Below are 17,068 nucleotides of genomic sequence, written 5' to 3'. Positions count from 1 at the left end.
AACATTTCATGATAAAATATGCAATAATTTGCAGAAGATTTTATAAATGAAATGTGATCCGATTGTCTATTTTTGTGCATATTATTTGCGAATATAGAAGAGCATAAAGACTAAGAGAAAAGAGGCAGAGATGGAGTTTAAATTACATTCAAAATACCAACCGACTGGAGACCAGCCACAGGCAATTGAGGAGCTTGTAAAAGGCTTTAAGGAAGGCAATCAATTCCAGACTTTACTAGGAGTTACAGGTTCGGGCAAGACCTTTACAATGGCTAATGTGATAGCACAGCTTAATAAGCCAACACTTATCATTGCTCATAATAAGACCCTCGCAGGACAATTATACTCAGAATTTAAGGAGTTTTTCCCCGAAAATGCAGTAGAGTATTTTGTGTCCTATTACGATTATTATCAACCGGAGGCATATGTACCTTCCAGTGACACCTATATAGCTAAGGACTCCTCTGTGAATGAAGAGATTGATAAGCTGCGTCTTTCGGCGACAGCAGCATTGATAGAGCGTAAGGATGTAATTATCATATCCAGTGTATCATGTATTTATGGTTTAGGAGAGCCGGAGAACTTTGAAAAAATGATGGTATCTTTGCGACCGGGAATGGAAAAGGATCGCGACGAAGTGATAAGAGCGTTGATAGATACACAGTATACCAGAAATGACATGGACTTCCAGCGAGGAACCTTCCGGGTAAGAGGGGATGTATTAGAGATTTTCCCGGCAGACCGTGGAGAGACTGCTATCCGCGTGGAATTTTTCGGAGATGAGATTGACCGGATTACGGAGATTGATGTGTTGACCGGAGACGTAAAGAACCGATTGGAGCATATCAGTATTTTTCCGGCATCTCATTATGTGGTGCCACAGGAGAAAATCAATCAGGCAGCCGTTGAAATTGAAAAAGAATTAGAAGAGCGTGTAAAGTATTTTAAAAGCGAAGATAAGCTGTTGGAAGCACAACGAATTGCAGAACGTACCAATTTTGATATAGAAATGTTGAAGGAGACAGGATTTTGTAGCGGAATTGAAAACTATTCCAGACATTTGGCAGGACTTGCACCGGGAACTCCGCCAAATACGCTGTTGGATTATTTCCCGGAGGAATTTCTTATTATTGTAGATGAGTCGCATATCACAATTCCACAGATACGCGGAATGTATGCGGGAGACCAATCCAGAAAGAATACATTGGTAGACTATGGATTCCGTCTGCCTTCCGCAAAGGATAATCGTCCTTTGAATTTTGAAGAATTTGAGAGCAAAATAGACCAGATGCTGTTTGTATCTGCTACACCAAATGTTTATGAGAAAGAACACGAGTTGTTGAGGGCAGAACAGATTATTCGTCCTACGGGGCTGCTCGACCCGGAAGTTGATGTCAGACCGGTAGAAGGTCAGATTGATGATTTGATTGGGGAAGTGAATAAGGAGATTGCGAAGAAACACAAGGTGCTTATTACTACTCTTACCAAGAAGATGGCAGAGGATTTGACCGATTATATGCGTGAAGTAGGAATTCGGGTAAAGTATCTTCATTCCGATATCGATACGCTGGAACGTGCAGAGATTATCCGAGATTTGCGTCTGGATGTTTTTGATGTGTTGGTAGGAATCAACCTTTTGCGAGAAGGCCTGGACATTCCGGAGATTACTTTGGTGGCTATTTTGGATGCGGACAAAGAAGGATTTTTACGTTCTGAGACATCTTTGATACAGACCATTGGGCGTGCGGCGCGAAATTCTGAGGGACATGTTATTATGTATGCGGATTCCATTACAGATTCTATGCGTGTGGCAATCGACGAGACCAACCGACGTCGTAGTATTCAGCAAAAATATAATGAAGAACATGGCATTACGCCGAAGACGATTCAAAAGTCTGTGAGAGATTTGATTAGTATATCTAAGAAGGTTGCCAAGGAAGAATATGAGCTTAAGAAGGATCCGGAATCCATGAGCAAGAAGGAATTAGAGAAGTTGATTGCGGAGGTTCAGAAGAAGATGCAGGCGGCAGCCGCAGAATTGAATTTCGAGGCAGCTGCAGAATTGCGTGACAAAATGGTGGAATTAAAAAAGAATCTGCGTGATATGTAAGAAGAATTACCGGATATCATAGAAAAGAAGGAGTTGCAAGATGGCAGAAAGAAAATATATTAAGATACGAGGAGCCAATGAACATAATCTGAAAAATATAGATGTAGATATTCCAAGAAATGAGTTGGTGGTGTTGACCGGCTTGAGCGGTTCCGGTAAGTCTTCCCTGGCATTTGATACCATATATGCGGAAGGTCAGAGACGTTACATGGAATCTTTGTCTTCCTATGCAAGACAGTTCTTGGGACAGATGGAAAAGCCTAATGTGGAGAAAATCGAAGGATTATCTCCGGCAATTTCCATTGATCAGAAGTCTACCAATCGTAATCCACGTTCGACGGTAGGAACCGTAACGGAGATATACGACTATTTTCGTTTGTTGTATGCAAGAGTAGGAATTCCACATTGTCCGAATTGTGGAAAAGAGATAAAGCGGCAGACCGTAGACCAGATGGTAGACCAGATTATGACATTACCGGAGCGTACAAAGATTCAGTTACTTGCCCCTGTGGTACGGGGAAGAAAGGGAACTCATCAGAAACTTTTAGAGCAGGCAAAACGCAGTGGTTACGTCCGGGTGCAGGTAGATGGAAATACTTATGAGTTGACAGAAGAGATTCCGTTGGAGAAAAATATCAAGCACAATATTGATATTGTAGTAGACCGTCTGGTAATAAAGGAAGGAATTGAAAAACGTCTGACAGATTCTATTGAAAGTGTACTAGAACTGGCAGAAGGACTTATGACAGTGGATGTCATAGATGGAGAGCCAATCCATTTTTCACAGAGCTTTTCCTGTCCGGATTGTGGTATTAGTATTGATGAAATTGAGCCAAGAAGCTTTTCCTTCAACAATCCTTTTGGTGCCTGTCCGGAATGTTTTGGCTTAGGATATAGGATGGAATTTGACGAAGAGCTGATGATACCGGACAAGTCATTAAGTATTGCAGGAGGAGCTATTCAGGTTATGGGCTGGCAATCCTGTACAGACCCATCCAGTTACACCTATGCAACGCTGAAAGCGTTGTCCGAGGAATATAAGTTTGACTTGAATACACCTTATCAGGACTTACCGGAGAAAATACGTCATATGCTGATTCACGGAACCAATGGAAAAGTAGTAAAGGTGCATTATAAGGGACAACGTGGAGAAGGCGTCTATGATGTGGCGTTTGAAGGACTGATTCGCAATGTGCAGAGAAAATATCGTGAAACCAGTTCCGATACCATAAAACAGGAATATGAGACTTTTATGCGGATTACGCCATGTCCGGATTGCGGAGGACAGCGTTTGAAAAAGGAGTCTCTGGCAGTAACTGTTTCGGGAAAAAATATTCATGAAGTGACTTCTATGTCCATTAAGAATCTTAAGGTATTTTTGGAAAATATGGAACTGACAAAACAGCAGCACTTAATCGGAGACCAGATACTAAAAGAAATCAAGGCAAGAGTAGGGTTTTTGGCAGAAGTGGGTCTGGAATATCTGACGTTATCCCGGGCAACCGGAACATTGTCCGGGGGAGAAGCGCAGAGAATCCGTCTGGCAACACAGATTGGCTCCGGATTAGTTGGAGTTGCCTATATTTTGGATGAACCAAGTATTGGATTACATCAGCGGGATAACGATAAGTTGCTGGGGGCGTTGAAGAATCTTCGAGATTTAGGAAATACCTTGATTGTGGTAGAACACGATGAAGATACCATGCGTGAAGCAGATTACATTGTGGATATCGGACCGGGAGCAGGAGAACATGGTGGACAACTAGTGGCACAGGGAACGGCAGAAGAGATTATGAAGAATCCGGATTCGATTACCGGTGCTTATCTGAGTGGAAGAATCAAGATTCCAGTTCCGGAGAAGAGAAGAAAGCCAACCGGTTGGTTAAAGATAAAGGGAGCGCAGGAAAATAATCTAAAAAATGTTAATGTGAATATTCCATTGGGAGTTATGACTTGTATTACCGGAGTATCCGGTTCCGGAAAATCTTCTCTCACTAATGAGATTTTGTATAAACGATTGGCGAGAGATTTAAACCGTGCAAGAACTATTCCGGGAAAACATAAGTCGATAGAAGGATTAGAACAGTTGGATAAAGTCATTGATATTGACCAGTCACCAATTGGTAGAACTCCTCGTTCCAATCCGGCGACTTATACAGGTGTATTCGACCAGATTCGTGATTTATTTGCAGCAACACCGGACGCTAAGGCGAAAGGATATGCCAAGGGTAGATTTAGTTTTAATGTAAAAGGTGGACGATGTGAAGCATGTTCCGGAGACGGAATTCTAAAGATTGAGATGCATTTTCTGCCGGATGTGTATGTACCTTGTGAAGTGTGTCATGGACAGCGGTATAACCGGGAAACTTTGGAAGTGAAGTATAAGGGAAAGAGTATTTATGACGTGTTGAACATGACGGTGGAAGAAGCGATGATATTTTTTGAAAACGTTCCGTCCATACGAAGAAAAATAGAAACATTGAATGATGTTGGATTGGGCTATATCAGACTGGGACAACCTTCTACAGAATTATCAGGAGGAGAGGCACAGCGTATTAAGCTGGCAACAGAGCTGAGTAAGCGCAGTACAGGGAAGACCATCTACATTCTGGATGAACCAACTACGGGACTTCATTTTGCGGATGTTCACAAATTGACAGAAATTTTACAGCGTCTGGCAGAGGGAGGAAATACCGTAGTAGTAATTGAACATAATCTGGATGTGATTAAGACGGCAGATTATATTATTGATATGGGGCCGGAAGGTGGAGATGGTGGTGGAACCGTTGTAGCTAAGGGAACACCGGAAGAGGTAGCAAAAGTACCGGAGTCTTATACCGGAAAATATATTAAAAAGTATTTGGAATAATCGTTTAATCAAAGAAAGGGTGCGTTGACAGAAACGCACCCTTAAAAAATGGCTGTCCGAGCGGACAGCCTTATTTTCGGGGAGTACCTCCTGGATTCTAACGAACCCAGGAAGCATGAGTTATGAAAAATTATATTAGCTTATTAGCTAGTACGGTTATTAGTATAAATGATGAATGTGACGTATGTGTGAAAAAACAGAAAAAAAATTAGAAAAAGTATAAAAAAACCATAAATTTTTTTAAGGTTTTATTTCCTAAAATTTAAAAATAGACGTTTTTTTACATTTTAGAAAAAAATGCTTTAAAAATTTCCTGTTATTGTATATAATGTAGTTATATATGGAAAAATAGAATTATTATGTTCAGATAGAGATGAAAGGGGAACCATCATGATTTCGACAGATATTGGAATTGACTTAGGTACAGCAAGTATCCTTGTATATATAAAAGGCAAAGGCGTTGTATTGAAAGAACCGTCAGTTGTAGCGTTTGATAGAGACACCAATAAGATTAAGGCAATTGGTGAAGAAGCAAGATTAATGTTAGGAAGAACACCTGGAAATATTGTAGCGGTAAGACCACTGCGTCAAGGTGTTATTTCCGATTATAGAGTGACAGAGCAGATGCTGAGATATTTCATTCAGAAGGCTCTGGGAAAGAGAAGTTTTCGTAAGCCACGTATCAGCGTTTGTGTTCCAAGTGGAGTAACAGAAGTTGAGAAGAAAGCGGTAGAAGATGCAACATTCCAGGCAGGTGCAAGAGAAGTAGAGATTATTGAAGAACCGATTGCAGCAGCAATTGGTGCAGGTATTGATATTGCAAAGCCTTGTGGAAATATGATAGTAGATATCGGAGGAGGTACTGCTGATATTGCAGTCATCTCTTTGGGAGGAACAGTTGTAAGTACTTCCATTAAAATTGCCGGTGATGATTTTGATGAAGCAATTGTACGTTATATGAGAAAGAAACATAATCTTCTGATTGGTGAAAGAACTGCAGAAGATATTAAGATAAAAATTGGAACCTGTTTTCCGCTTGCACAGAATGATACTATGGATGTAAGAGGCCGTAATCTGGTTACAGGTCTTCCGAAAACCGTAACAGTGTCTTCCGAGGAAACAGAAGAAGCATTGAGAGAGGCAACACTTCAGATTGTAGAAGCAGTTCATAGCGTATTGGAAAAGACTCCACCAGAGTTGGCGGCAGACGTTGCAGACAGAGGAATTGTATTGACAGGAGGAGGAGCATTGCTTCGCGGACTGGAAGAATTAATTGAAGATAAGACTGGAATTAATACAATGACTGCAGAAGAACCAATGACATGTGTTGCAATTGGAACAGGTAAATATGTAGAGTTTTTATCAGGCAAAAGAGACGAATAAATATCTTTTTCAAGGAGAAAGGAGTTTCAAATGGTAAAAGGGTTATACACAGCGTACACAGGAATGATAAATCAGCAGAACAGATTAGATGTATTGACAAATAATCTGGCGAATTCTGCGACAAATGGGTACAAAAAAGAGGGAACGACATCGCAGTCTTTTGCGGACACATTGGCAATTAAGATTAAGGATACTTCTGATTACAATTTACCTAAGAAATTAGGAGAAATTAGTATGGGAGTAAAAATCGGAGAAAATTATACGGATTATAATCAAGGTTCTTTCCGAGTGACCGATAATGTATATGACGTAGCATTAGATGGAGATGGATTTTTTGCTATTTCCTTTACCAACAAGAATGGAGAAACATCTGTAAAGTATACCAGAGATGGAGCTTTTACTGTAAACAAAGAGGGATATCTGGTAACAAAGGATGGAGATTTTGTTTTGAATCAGGCGGCAGCTAATGCCGGAAATCCTGGACAGGCAGGATATATTCAGGTAGACCCAAATGTGGAACTTGTGATTGATGAAGCAGGAAATCTATATCAGAATGGTATACAGCTTGGTCAGCTTGGTGTAGTAGACGTTGCAGATTATGACTATTTAAAGAAATATGGTGAGAATATGTACGATTTAGAGGAAGGCGGACAGATACAGCCATCTGAAGCGAAGGTAGTACAGGGTTCTCTGGAAATGTCTAATGTAAATGTGGTTTCTGAAATGGTAGAAATGATAACCATATCCAGAGCATATGAAAGTAATCAGAAGATTATTCAGACGATTGATGGAACACTAGAAAAAGCAGCAAATAGTATTGGTAAGATATAGAAAGGGGTTGAAGTAATATGATGAGATCATTATGGTCTGCAGCATCCGGAATGATTTCCCAACAGACAGCAGTAGATACTATCGCAAATAATCTTGCAAATGTAAATACTACGGGGTATAAGAGTGAGAAGGCAGAATTTAAGTCCTTGTTGTATCAAACACTTCAGACGAGAACAACATCTGCAAATGGAGAGGAAAAGCCAATTCCGGCACAGGTAGGACTTGGAACCAGAATTGCATCGATTACCTCTAGTTTCAAGCAAGGTTCAAGGCAGGAAAGTCAAAGTGATACTGCCTTTGCAATTGACGGAGACGGATTTTTTGCAGTAAGAGGTGCGGATGGAGAAACATATTATACTCGTAATGGAGATTTTAAATTAAGTGTAAATGCAGATAATTCAGTAACGCTTGTAACTTCAGATGGATATGCTGTGTTAGACACTAACGGTAATCCGATTAATATCCCGGCAGGTGTAAATACCAGCAAATTGGTTGTTTCTACCGATGGACAGTTTGGTTATCAGGATGCAGAAGGAAATTATATTTCTTTGAATCAGCAGTTAGGAGTATTTCAGTTTAATAACCCGGCAGGACTTGAGAAGTTGTCCAGTAGTTTGCTGGCAGTTACAGATGCGTCTGGAGTAGCAATTAATGAGGCAACAGCAGTCAATATCAAGAAAAGTAATGTTATTGCAGGGTATTTAGAAGGTTCTAACGTACAGGTTGCGGACGAGATGGTAAATTTGATTGTGGCGCAGCGAGCATATGAAATGAATTCCAAAGCGATTCAGGCAGCAGATGATATGCTAGGTCAGGCAAATCAGTTAAAACGATAATTTGGCGTAACTGAAAGGAAATGGTACATATGAGTCTTACAATAGATAATATAAGTGCGTTATATAATACCAATAATGTTTCTGAAAATACCAATAAGCTGGAAGAAACACTGAAGTCAGATTTAAATAGTGCGACAGAGGATGAATTGATGGAAGTGTGCAAAGACTTTGAATCTTATTTTACAGAGCAGATGTTCAAAGCAATGCAGAAAATGGTGCCAGAGTCTGATGATGATACTTCTTCTTACACAAAGCAGATGAAAGATTATTATACAGACATGATGGTTCAGTCCATGGCAGAGACTTCAGCGGAAGGTGAGGGGCTTGGAATTGCCCAGATACTGTATGAGCAGATGAAACGTAATTATGGATTGGAATAAAATATGAGAAAAAGAATTCCGCATGCGGGATTCTTTTTTTATGAAATGGAGATTATACTTTGGAAGTATTAACGGGATATGTGGAACATATTGTATATCAGAATAAGGATAATGGCTATACCGTGTTGAATCTGGCATGTGAAGATGGTGAAATTACATGTGTGGGAATTTTTCATGGAATTTCAGAAGGAGAAAGTATAGAAGTAAAGGGAGAATATACTACCCATCCTTCCTATGGAGTGCAGTTAAAAATGGAATCTTTTGAGGTGAAAGCACCGGAAGATTTGATGTCTATTGAACGGTATTTAGGATCTGGCGCAATAAAAGGGGTAGGTGTTGCCTTGGCAGCCAGAATTGTACGAAGATTTAAGGAAGATACTTTTCGCATTATTGAAGAAGAACCGGAACGTCTGGTGGAAGTTAAGGGAATTAGTGAACGAAAGGCAATGGAAATTGCAGAACAGGTAGAGGAAAAGAGAGAACTGCGTCAGGCAATGATTTTCCTGCAACAGTATGGAATTTCTCAAACCCTGGCAGTTAAAATATATCAGACTTATGGGCAGGAACTGTATGGGGTTTTGAAGGAGAATCCATATCGTCTGGCAGATGATATTCAAGGAGTAGGATTTCGAATTGCAGACGAAATTGCATCCAGAGTAGGAATTCATACAGATTCCGACTTCCGTATCCGAAGTGGTATCCTCTATACTTTATTACAGGCAGCAGCGGAAGGGCATACTTGTCTGCCCACACGCGAACTAACAATTCGTGCCAGTGAATTGTTAGATGTGGAGCCTGAGCATATTGAAAAACATTATATGAATCTTGCCATAGATAAAAAGTTGGTGATTAAGGAGACGGAAGGACAACAATACGTCTATGCAGCGACCTATTATTATATGGAGGCCAATACAGCTTCTATGTTGGAACAATTGGACATTTCTTATGATGTTCCTGAAATTGAAATTAATGACAGGATACGGAAAATAGAACAAAGTACAGGAATGGAATTAGATGAACTGCAGGTAGAGGCGGTAAAAGAAGCGGTAAGAAATGGCTTGGTGGTGATTACCGGAGGACCGGGAACCGGAAAAACAACCACAATCAATACTATTATTCGATATTTTGAGATGGAAGGTATGGATATTTTTCTGGCTGCACCTACCGGAAGAGCTGCAAAACGAATGAGTGAGACGACTGGATTCGAAGCAAGAACCATTCACCGGATGCTGGAATTGAATGGTGGTATGGAAGGAAATGCCGGATTTGAGCGAAATGAGCAGAATCCATTAGAAACAGATGTTATTATTATTGATGAAATGTCTATGGTTGACATAACATTGATGTGCGCGCTGCTGAAAGCAGTGGCGGCCGGAACACGTTTGGTTTTGGTTGGAGATGTGAACCAGCTCCCAAGTGTAGGACCCGGAAGTGTTCTGAAAGATATTATTGAATCTAAACGGTTTCATGTGGTGCGCTTGAATAAAATTTTCCGTCAGGCAGCTCAGAGCGATATTATTGTCAATGCACATAAGATAAACAGAGGTGAGGAAGTAGTACTGGATAACAAGAGTATGGATTTCTTTTTCTTGAAAAGATATGACGCTAATGTAATTATTAGTGTGGTAATTCAGTTGATTCAGCAGAAACTACCAAAGTTTGTGGATGCGACTCCTTATGACATACAGGTACTTACTCCTATGCGAAAGGGACTGCTGGGCGTAGAACGCTTAAATGGGATTTTGCAACAGTACCTCAATCCGGCAGATGGGAAAAAGAAGGAAAAAGAGCATGGTGGTATTGTTTTCCGAGAGGGAGACAAAGTCATGCAAGTAAAAAATAATTATCAGATTGAATGGGAAATACGTAGTAAGTATGGTTTGGCGATAGATAAGGGACTTGGAATTTTTAATGGTGATATGGGAGTTATTCGCAGCATCAACAGCTATCAGGAAAACATGACCATTGAATTTGATGAAGGAAGAATGGTGGAATATTCCTTTAAACAGCTAGATGAGTTAGAATTGGCGTATGCTATTACCATACATAAGTCTCAAGGAAGCGAGTATCCGGCAGTAGTTATTCCGCTTTTGAGTGGACCGCGAATGCTAATGAATCGAAATTTGTTGTATACAGCAGTGACCCGTGCAAAAAAGTGTGTTACGCTGGTAGGAAATGATGTGACATTTCAAGAGATGATTGGAAATATTAGTGAGCAGAAGCGATATACAGGATTAAAAATGCGATTGCAGGAAAAATAAGAAATCTTAAGAAAAATTTTATAGAATATCACAAAAAAATGTGCTAGTATGAAAAATGTTTGAGAGAGCTTTGGAAAAAGCATGAAATTTGAAAAAGAGAATATTGGACATTTACTATTTCCTCGAAGATGTCCCGTTTGTGACCGGGCAATGTTTTCTTCCATATTTTTGAAAACAGAGTTGTGCTGTCCGACTTGCAGAAGTATACCGGAGTATGTACAGGAACCTGTATGTAAAAAGTGTGGAAAGCCTATTGAGAATGAACGGGAAGAATACTGCTATGATTGTCAGAAACATCCTAGAAATTTTGTGCAGGGAAAGGCGTTGTGGCTGTATAAGGGAAAAGTGAAACAATCCATGTATCGATTTAAATATCAGAATCGTCGGGAATACGCTCGTTATTACGGCAGTGAAATTGTGCGAGTGTATGGAACATGGATACAGAGAAATCAGATAGAAGCAATTATTCCAATCCCGCTTCACCGAACACGAAAGCGTCAGCGTGGATATAATCAGGCAGAGTTGCTGGCACGAGAAATTGGGAAGCAAATGAACCTTCCGATATATCCTGATTTGCTAAAGCGAGTAAGGAAAACAAAGGCGCAGAAAAATCTAGATGATGCAGAACGTAAAAATAATTTGAAAAAGGCTTTTAAAACAAAGGAAAATAAGGTACAATTAAGTCAGATATTATTGGTGGATGATATATATACCACAGGCAGTACGATGAACGAAGCTGCATTAGAATTACAGAAAGCTGGTATAGAACGCGTATATTGTATTAGTGTCTGTATCGGAAGAGGATATTAGGAGGAAGAGATATGGAAGTAAAAAATTGTAAAGGGTGCGGAAGACTTTTTAACTATTTGCAGGGACCGCCATTATGTCCGGCATGTGTGGCTGATTTGGAAAATAAGTTTCAGCAGGTGAAGGAATATCTGCGTGAGAATCCTAAGGCTCCATTAACTAAGATTGCGGAGGATAATGAGGTAAGTGTAAAGCAGATAAAACAGTGGGTAAGAGAAGAACGTTTGACTTTTACAGAAGAATCACAGATTACCTTGGATTGTGAGAACTGCGGGGCATCTATTCTTACCGGAAGATTCTGCGATAAGTGTAGAGCGGCTTTACAGAATGATTTCAGCGGAGCAATTAATCGTCCAAAGAAAATAGAGCCTCAGAAACCAACACGAGAACGTGAAAGAATGAGATTTCTTGACAACTAAGGAAAACTGCCGTAGCAACGGCAGTTTTTTCATATCATATGAAATTTGCTTTCCTAATATAGTAATGTGTGCTATAATAAAAAAGAGTGACTTCAAAAAGATGGACGGTGAGACCAATGTTAGATGAAGAACGTATTCGGATTATGACCAGAATGGCATCCTATGAAACTGGCGAAGGAAGAGAAGATATGCCGGTGAAACAGTATTACCGAAGGGATTATGTGAGCTATCAGATGATAAGGACTTTTATATCATCTACGATATCCTTTGGTATTTTATTTTTGTTCTGGGGAATGTACCGCATGGAAACAATAATGGAACAGCTGGCAAAAATGGATTTGATTCAGTTTGGAATCTCTATATTGATTAAGTATGCTATTTTTGTTGTGATATATCAGGTGATTGCTGTAATTGTATACAATCGTAAATATACTAAGGCAACAGCAGGCGTGAAAAAATACCATGCTGATATAAAGAAAATAATGAAACTTCAGGAGAAGGAAGAAAAATTACAGCTGTCGGAGGACTAAAAATGACAAGTATTTTAGAATTACGCGAAAAATTACGAGAGTTTTATGGAAAATATGAGGTGTATGTAGTTACCGGAGTAAAATTTGTATTGGCATTTATTGCATTTTGGTTAATCAATAGCGGAATGGGATATATGGAGAGGTTGGACAATCCGGCAGTTTCATTGCTGCTGGCGCTTTTGTGTGCTTTTTTACCTATCAATGCAAGTGCATTGTTGGGAGCATTGCTGATTTTACTTCATTTATGGTCAGTGGCTATAGAGGTATGTGTAGTGGCACTGGCGTTGTTCATTTTGATGTTCTTTATGTATTATAAGTTTGCGCCAAAAAACGGATACTGTACTGTGGCAACACCGATTATGTGCGCTTTAAAAATACCTCAGGTGATGCCGGTTTCTATGGGATTGTTGAAAGAACCAGCTTCTTATTTGTCTATGGTTTGTGGAGTAATCACCTTTTATTATGTAAAAGGGGTGCAAGAGAATATTACAAATTTTGCAGCAGTATTTGAGGATGAAAAAGTATCCAAGGTGACAATGGCACTAGAGTTATTGGTTAAGAATTATGAGATGTTTCTGGTAATTGTGGCGATGTGTGTTACTGCATTGGTGGTGTATGTGATACGTCGAATGAATATTAATCATGCATGGAGAATTGCCGGATTGGTAGGAAATGGAATAGAATTGGCGATTCTGGTGATAGGTTATGTCATGTTAGGGAATAATGAAGAGATTCCATGGGCTATTGGAGGAATTGCGGTATCTATAATTGTGGCATTATTGTTGGAATTTTTCTTATATAATTTGGATTATTCCAGAGTGGAACGGGTACAGTTCGAAGATGATGAATACTATTATTATGTGAAAGCAGTACCAAAGATATATATGGCGGAAAAAAATAAAAGGGTGAAACAAATTACACCGAAAAAAGATACTTTTACTCGAAGGGAATTAGCAGAAGAATTAGATATCGATCAAGACTTGTTAGACTAAAAATATTTTAAAGAGATGACAGAGAAAGGGGATGAAAGTATGATAGATAATTTATTTGCAGCTTTGAATACATTTGCATCAAAATATCTGTTTTGGATTGATAGTCCGCAGATTGGAATGACGGATATTGCAGAGATAATCATTATTTCATTCCTGGTGTACAATATTTTAGTATGGTTCAAGAAAACCCGTGCATGGAATTTGTTGAAGGGAATTATTGTTGTAATAGTATTTATTCTACTTGCAGCTATGTTCCAAATGAATACAATTTTATGGATTGTTAGTAGAATTATTAATGTAGCGGTAATTGCTGTTGTTATAGTATTTCAACCGGAATTGCGCAGGGCATTGGAACAGCTTGGACAGAAGAATTTTCTTACCTCTCTGTTTTCTTTTGATTCACAGAAGAATCAGGATCGTTTTAGTGAACGAACTGTAAATGAGATTGTAAAGGCTTCCTATGAGATGGCAAAGGTAAAAACGGGAGCATTGATTGTAATCGAACAGGATGTAGTACTGTCAGAGTATGAACGAACCGGGATACGTTTGGATTCCGTGGTGTCTAGCCAGTTACTAATTAATATATTTGAACATAACACACCATTGCATGATGGTGCTATTATCATACGTGGAGAAAGAATTGTTTCTGCGACTTGTTATTTGCCTCTTTCTGATAATATGGGATTGAGCAAGGAACTTGGAACAAGACATCGTGCAGCGGTTGGAATTAGTGAAGTAAGTGACGCGTTGACAATTGTAGTTTCAGAAGAAACGGGAAATGTATCAATTGCCATTGGTGGAGAATTGTATCGCAATATAGATGCAGACTATCTAAGAGGAAAGTTGAATTTTATCCGAAAAGGTTCCATGGATGTGGCGCGATTTAGAATATGGAAAAGGAGGATGAAGAATGTTCAAGAAACTAATGAAGCATCTGACAAATAATTTAGGCTTGAAGCTTTTGTCCGTTTTGTTTTCCGTTATGCTATGGTTGGTAGTAGTAAATATAGCGAATCCAGAGGCAACAAAGAACTTTTCTATTCCGGTCACTATCCAAAACAAAGAGGTTATTGAAGAGATGGGAAAAGTACCGGATGTAGTAGGAGATACGGATATTGCTTCGTTCTATATTACGGGACCTAGAAACTATGTCGAGGATATGGACGCAGATGATTTTAATGTGACAGCAGACTTAAGTCAGGTAGATTTGACAAATGCAGATGAAAAAAAATTGGTTCGTATTGAAGTTACTCCGAAGAAAAATGATAAGTATATTACAGTGCATCAGAAGACGGTAAATATGCAAATAACATTGGAAGAATTGGCAGAAAAGAATTTTGTAATATCTCCGGTTACAACAGGAACACCGGCAGAAGGCTGTGCGATTGGAGAAGTGGAAGTAACACCGAATCTTCTTGCTGTTTCCGGACCGGAATCTATTGTGTCTAAAATCAGTAAGGTAACAGCAACAATCAATGTAAATGGAATTTCCGGTGATGTAACAGATAGCGTAGTACCGGTACTATATGATGAAGAGGGAAATGTGATTTCTTCTGATTTGCTTGAGATGAATCAGTCTATGGTGAATATCAAGGCGAATATTTTAGGAACTAAGAGCTTGACGATACACTGCGATGTTACAGGAGAACCGGCAGATGGATATGAGTATAAAGGTCTGGAATATGCGCCTCAGACGATAACGGTAAAGGGAGAACCGGAAGTCCTTAATACCATGAATGCAATTACGATTCCGTCAGAGGTAATTAACATTACCGGAGCGACGGGGAATGTTGAGAATACCATATACATTGAGCAATATCTGCCGGAGGGAGTTTCATTGGTGGATGAAGAGGGAAACCAGGTTGCTGTAAAGGCGTTAATTGTGCAAAAGCAGAGCCGAGTATTCAATTTCCCTGTAGCCAATATAAACGTCGAGGGATTGCGTGACAGTTATGAACTTACGTATAACGCGAATGTAACAGCGCTTCCTCTTACCATACGTGCATCTCAGGAGGATATCGATGCTTTTGATATTGGAAGTGTTCAGGCTTCGATTGATGTGAAGAATCTAGAACCGGGACTTCATACCGTTCAGGTGGAAATTACCATCAATAATGATAAGTACGAAGTGGTAGAGAATGTCAGTGTACAAATTAATATAAAAGATAAAGAAGCGGAAAGTCAGAATGAAGCAGATAACTCGAATTCTGAAAATGGGAACATTTCAGATAGCGAAGAAAATGATAGAAATAATTCCACAAGTGGAAGGTAATAGAAGAGGTAAATGACATGGCAAGAATGTTTGGAACAGATGGAGTACGCGGTGTGGCAGGAGCAGAATTGACCATTGAATTGGCAATGAAGCTTGGGCAGGCGGGAGCCTATGTTCTTACAAAGGAAAAGGAACATCAGCCTACAATTATTGTGGGGTGTGATACCAGAATCTCAGGAGGAATGTTGGCAAATGCATTAATGGCAGGGATTTGTTCTGTTGGAGCAAATGCCGTATATATGGGAGTGATTCCTACCCCTGCAATTGCATATTTGACTAGAAAACATAAGGTGGATGCGGGAGTTGTAATTTCTGCTTCTCATAATCCAATGGAATTTAATGGAATTAAGTTTTTTAATGGAGAAGGATATAAACTTTCTGATGCATTAGAAGATGAAATTGAAAGTCTCATAAAAAATGATATGAAAGATGTGACAATGCCAATTGGTTCCGGAATAGGAAGAGTTTCTTATCGTTTTGATGCCAGAGAAGAATACATTTCTTTTATGAAGCAGACGGTTCCAATTGATTTGAGTGGATTGAAAATAGTAGTTGATTGTGCAGAAGGAGCGTCTCATTATACTGCGGTAGAAACGCTGAAGGGATTGGGAGCTAATCTGATAGCAATTCATGTAGAGCCGGATGGTACGAATATCAATGCTAATTGTGGTTCTACCCATATGGATGAATTACGAGCAAGAGTCGTATATGAAAAGGCGGATGTGGGGCTTGCATTTGATGGAGATGCGGACCGTATGCTTGCAGTAGATGAAAAAGGAAATGTAATAGATGGCGATCAGGTAATGGCAATTATCGGAAATTACATGAAAGAGAATGGAACTCTTAGGAAAAATACCATTGTAGGCACTGTTATGAGTAATCTTGGATTTACTATCATGGGACAGAAAAATGGAATTCATATAGAGCAGACCAAGGTGGGAGACCGATATGTACTGGAAAATATGAGAGAAAACGGTTATAATATCGGAGGAGAACAATCTGGTCATATTATCTTTTTGGATGAAAATACCACAGGAGATGGACTGCTTAGTGCATTACATTTGTTAGAGGTAATGGTAAAAACACAAAAGAAGCTGTCTGAGTTGGCTGAGGTAATGGAAGTATTGCCACAGGCATTGGTAAATGCCAAAGTGCCAAATCATAAAAAGGAAAATTTCATGGATTATCCGGAAATTGCGCTGGCAGTAGAAGCGTTGGAAAAACGTTTTGCAGGAGAAGGAAGAGTGTTGATACGTCCATCTGGTACAGAACCATTGGTACGTGTTATGATAGAAGGAAAAGACCAGTCTGTAATTGAGCGTGAAGCAGAACAATTGGCAGATTTGATTATGAAAACAATACTCTAGGAAAGAGTGTT

At 39.4% G+C, this 17,068-nt stretch carries 14 protein-coding genes; all 14 read left to right on the top strand.

Translation table 11 applies throughout. The features are described 5' to 3' along the window. Window positions 1-130: 130 nt before the first annotated feature. Window positions 131-2,110 (top strand): excinuclease ABC subunit UvrB, encoded by a 1,980-nt coding sequence (gene uvrB / locus BIV20_RS13350; protein ID WP_075721171.1) that lies wholly within the window; start codon window positions 131-133, stop codon window positions 2,108-2,110. 40 nt (window positions 2,111-2,150) lie between these two features. Further along, window positions 2,151-4,979 carry an excinuclease ABC subunit UvrA gene (gene uvrA / locus BIV20_RS13345; RefSeq protein ID WP_075721172.1) on the top strand — a complete coding sequence of 943 codons (2,829 nt, stop codon included), beginning with the start codon at window positions 2,151-2,153 and terminating at the stop codon, window positions 4,977-4,979. Window positions 4,980-5,369: 390 nt separating this feature from the next. Beyond that, window positions 5,370-6,362 carry a rod shape-determining protein gene (locus BIV20_RS13340; protein WP_075721173.1) on the top strand — a complete coding sequence of 331 codons (993 nt, stop codon included), beginning with the start codon at window positions 5,370-5,372 and terminating at the stop codon, window positions 6,360-6,362. Between the two features lie 30 nt (window positions 6,363-6,392). Beyond that, entirely contained in the window at window positions 6,393-7,193 is an 801-nt protein-coding gene (locus BIV20_RS13335) for a flagellar hook-basal body protein (RefSeq protein WP_075721174.1), read from the top strand. Between the two features lie 17 nt (window positions 7,194-7,210). Then, window positions 7,211-8,029, top strand: a complete 819-nt coding sequence (locus BIV20_RS13330; RefSeq protein WP_075721175.1) for a flagellar hook-basal body protein — start codon at window positions 7,211-7,213, stop codon at window positions 8,027-8,029. A gap of 29 nt (window positions 8,030-8,058) precedes the next feature. Further along, window positions 8,059-8,409 carry a rod-binding protein gene (locus BIV20_RS13325; RefSeq protein WP_075721176.1) on the top strand — a complete coding sequence of 117 codons (351 nt, stop codon included), beginning with the start codon at window positions 8,059-8,061 and terminating at the stop codon, window positions 8,407-8,409. Between the two features lie 59 nt (window positions 8,410-8,468). Next, window positions 8,469-10,670: an SF1B family DNA helicase RecD2 gene (recD2, locus tag BIV20_RS13320; protein WP_075721177.1), complete on the top strand. Its 2,202-nt coding sequence runs from the start codon at window positions 8,469-8,471 to the stop codon at window positions 10,668-10,670. 81 nt (window positions 10,671-10,751) lie between these two features. Beyond that, window positions 10,752-11,480 carry a ComF family protein gene (locus tag BIV20_RS13315; protein WP_075721178.1) on the top strand — a complete coding sequence of 243 codons (729 nt, stop codon included), beginning with the start codon at window positions 10,752-10,754 and terminating at the stop codon, window positions 11,478-11,480. Between the two features lie 11 nt (window positions 11,481-11,491). Continuing rightward, on the top strand, window positions 11,492-11,896 hold the full coding sequence (locus BIV20_RS13310; RefSeq protein ID WP_192848887.1) for a flagellar protein: 405 nt from the start codon (window positions 11,492-11,494) through the stop codon (window positions 11,894-11,896). A 116-nt stretch (window positions 11,897-12,012) separates the two neighbouring features. Further along, window positions 12,013-12,426: a hypothetical protein gene (locus BIV20_RS13305; protein WP_075721180.1), complete on the top strand. Its 414-nt coding sequence runs from the start codon at window positions 12,013-12,015 to the stop codon at window positions 12,424-12,426. Between the two features lie 2 nt (window positions 12,427-12,428). After that, a complete protein-coding gene (locus tag BIV20_RS13300; protein WP_075721181.1) occupies window positions 12,429-13,418 on the top strand; it encodes a hypothetical protein in 990 nt (329 codons plus the stop codon). Window positions 13,419-13,457: 39 nt separating this feature from the next. Further along, window positions 13,458-14,363: a diadenylate cyclase CdaA gene (cdaA, locus tag BIV20_RS13295; protein ID WP_075721182.1), complete on the top strand. Its 906-nt coding sequence runs from the start codon at window positions 13,458-13,460 to the stop codon at window positions 14,361-14,363. Further along, on the top strand, window positions 14,329-15,690 hold the full coding sequence (locus BIV20_RS13290) for a CdaR family protein (protein WP_075721183.1): 1,362 nt from the start codon (window positions 14,329-14,331) through the stop codon (window positions 15,688-15,690). Before cdaA ends, BIV20_RS13290 begins: the two co-directional genes overlap by 35 nt. A gap of 17 nt (window positions 15,691-15,707) precedes the next feature. After that, window positions 15,708-17,057: a phosphoglucosamine mutase gene (gene glmM, locus BIV20_RS13285; RefSeq protein ID WP_075721184.1), complete on the top strand. Its 1,350-nt coding sequence runs from the start codon at window positions 15,708-15,710 to the stop codon at window positions 17,055-17,057. The last annotated feature ends 11 nt before the right edge of the window (window positions 17,058-17,068 follow it).

This window comes from Roseburia sp. 499 (assembly GCF_001940225.2).
GTDB lineage: Bacteria > Bacillota > Clostridia > Lachnospirales > Lachnospiraceae > Petralouisia.
Note: the sequence above shows the minus strand (reverse complement) of the source record. Positions and strands in the feature narration are given on the sequence as shown.

Bases quoted from the DNA above. Each gene is read 5' to 3' on its own strand.
- uvrB (WP_075721171.1), top strand. From the start codon at position 131: ATGGAGTTTAAATTACATTCAAAATACCAACCGACTGGAGACCAGCCA.
- uvrA (WP_075721172.1), top strand. From the start codon at position 2,151: ATGGCAGAAAGAAAATATATTAAGATACGAGGAGCCAATGAACATAAT.
- BIV20_RS13340 (WP_075721173.1), top strand. From the start codon at position 5,370: ATGATTTCGACAGATATTGGAATTGACTTAGGTACAGCAAGTATCCTT.
- BIV20_RS13335 (WP_075721174.1), top strand. From the start codon at position 6,393: ATGGTAAAAGGGTTATACACAGCGTACACAGGAATGATAAATCAGCAG.
- BIV20_RS13330 (WP_075721175.1), top strand. From the start codon at position 7,211: ATGATGAGATCATTATGGTCTGCAGCATCCGGAATGATTTCCCAACAG.
- BIV20_RS13325 (WP_075721176.1), top strand. From the start codon at position 8,059: ATGAGTCTTACAATAGATAATATAAGTGCGTTATATAATACCAATAAT.
- BIV20_RS13315 (WP_075721178.1), top strand. From the start codon at position 10,752: ATGAAATTTGAAAAAGAGAATATTGGACATTTACTATTTCCTCGAAGA.
- BIV20_RS13310 (WP_192848887.1), top strand. From the start codon at position 11,492: ATGGAAGTAAAAAATTGTAAAGGGTGCGGAAGACTTTTTAACTATTTG.
- BIV20_RS13305 (WP_075721180.1), top strand. From the start codon at position 12,013: ATGTTAGATGAAGAACGTATTCGGATTATGACCAGAATGGCATCCTAT.
- BIV20_RS13300 (WP_075721181.1), top strand. From the start codon at position 12,429: ATGACAAGTATTTTAGAATTACGCGAAAAATTACGAGAGTTTTATGGA.
- cdaA (WP_075721182.1), top strand. From the start codon at position 13,458: ATGATAGATAATTTATTTGCAGCTTTGAATACATTTGCATCAAAATAT.
- BIV20_RS13290 (WP_075721183.1), top strand. From the start codon at position 14,329: ATGTTCAAGAAACTAATGAAGCATCTGACAAATAATTTAGGCTTGAAG.
- glmM (WP_075721184.1), top strand. From the start codon at position 15,708: ATGGCAAGAATGTTTGGAACAGATGGAGTACGCGGTGTGGCAGGAGCA.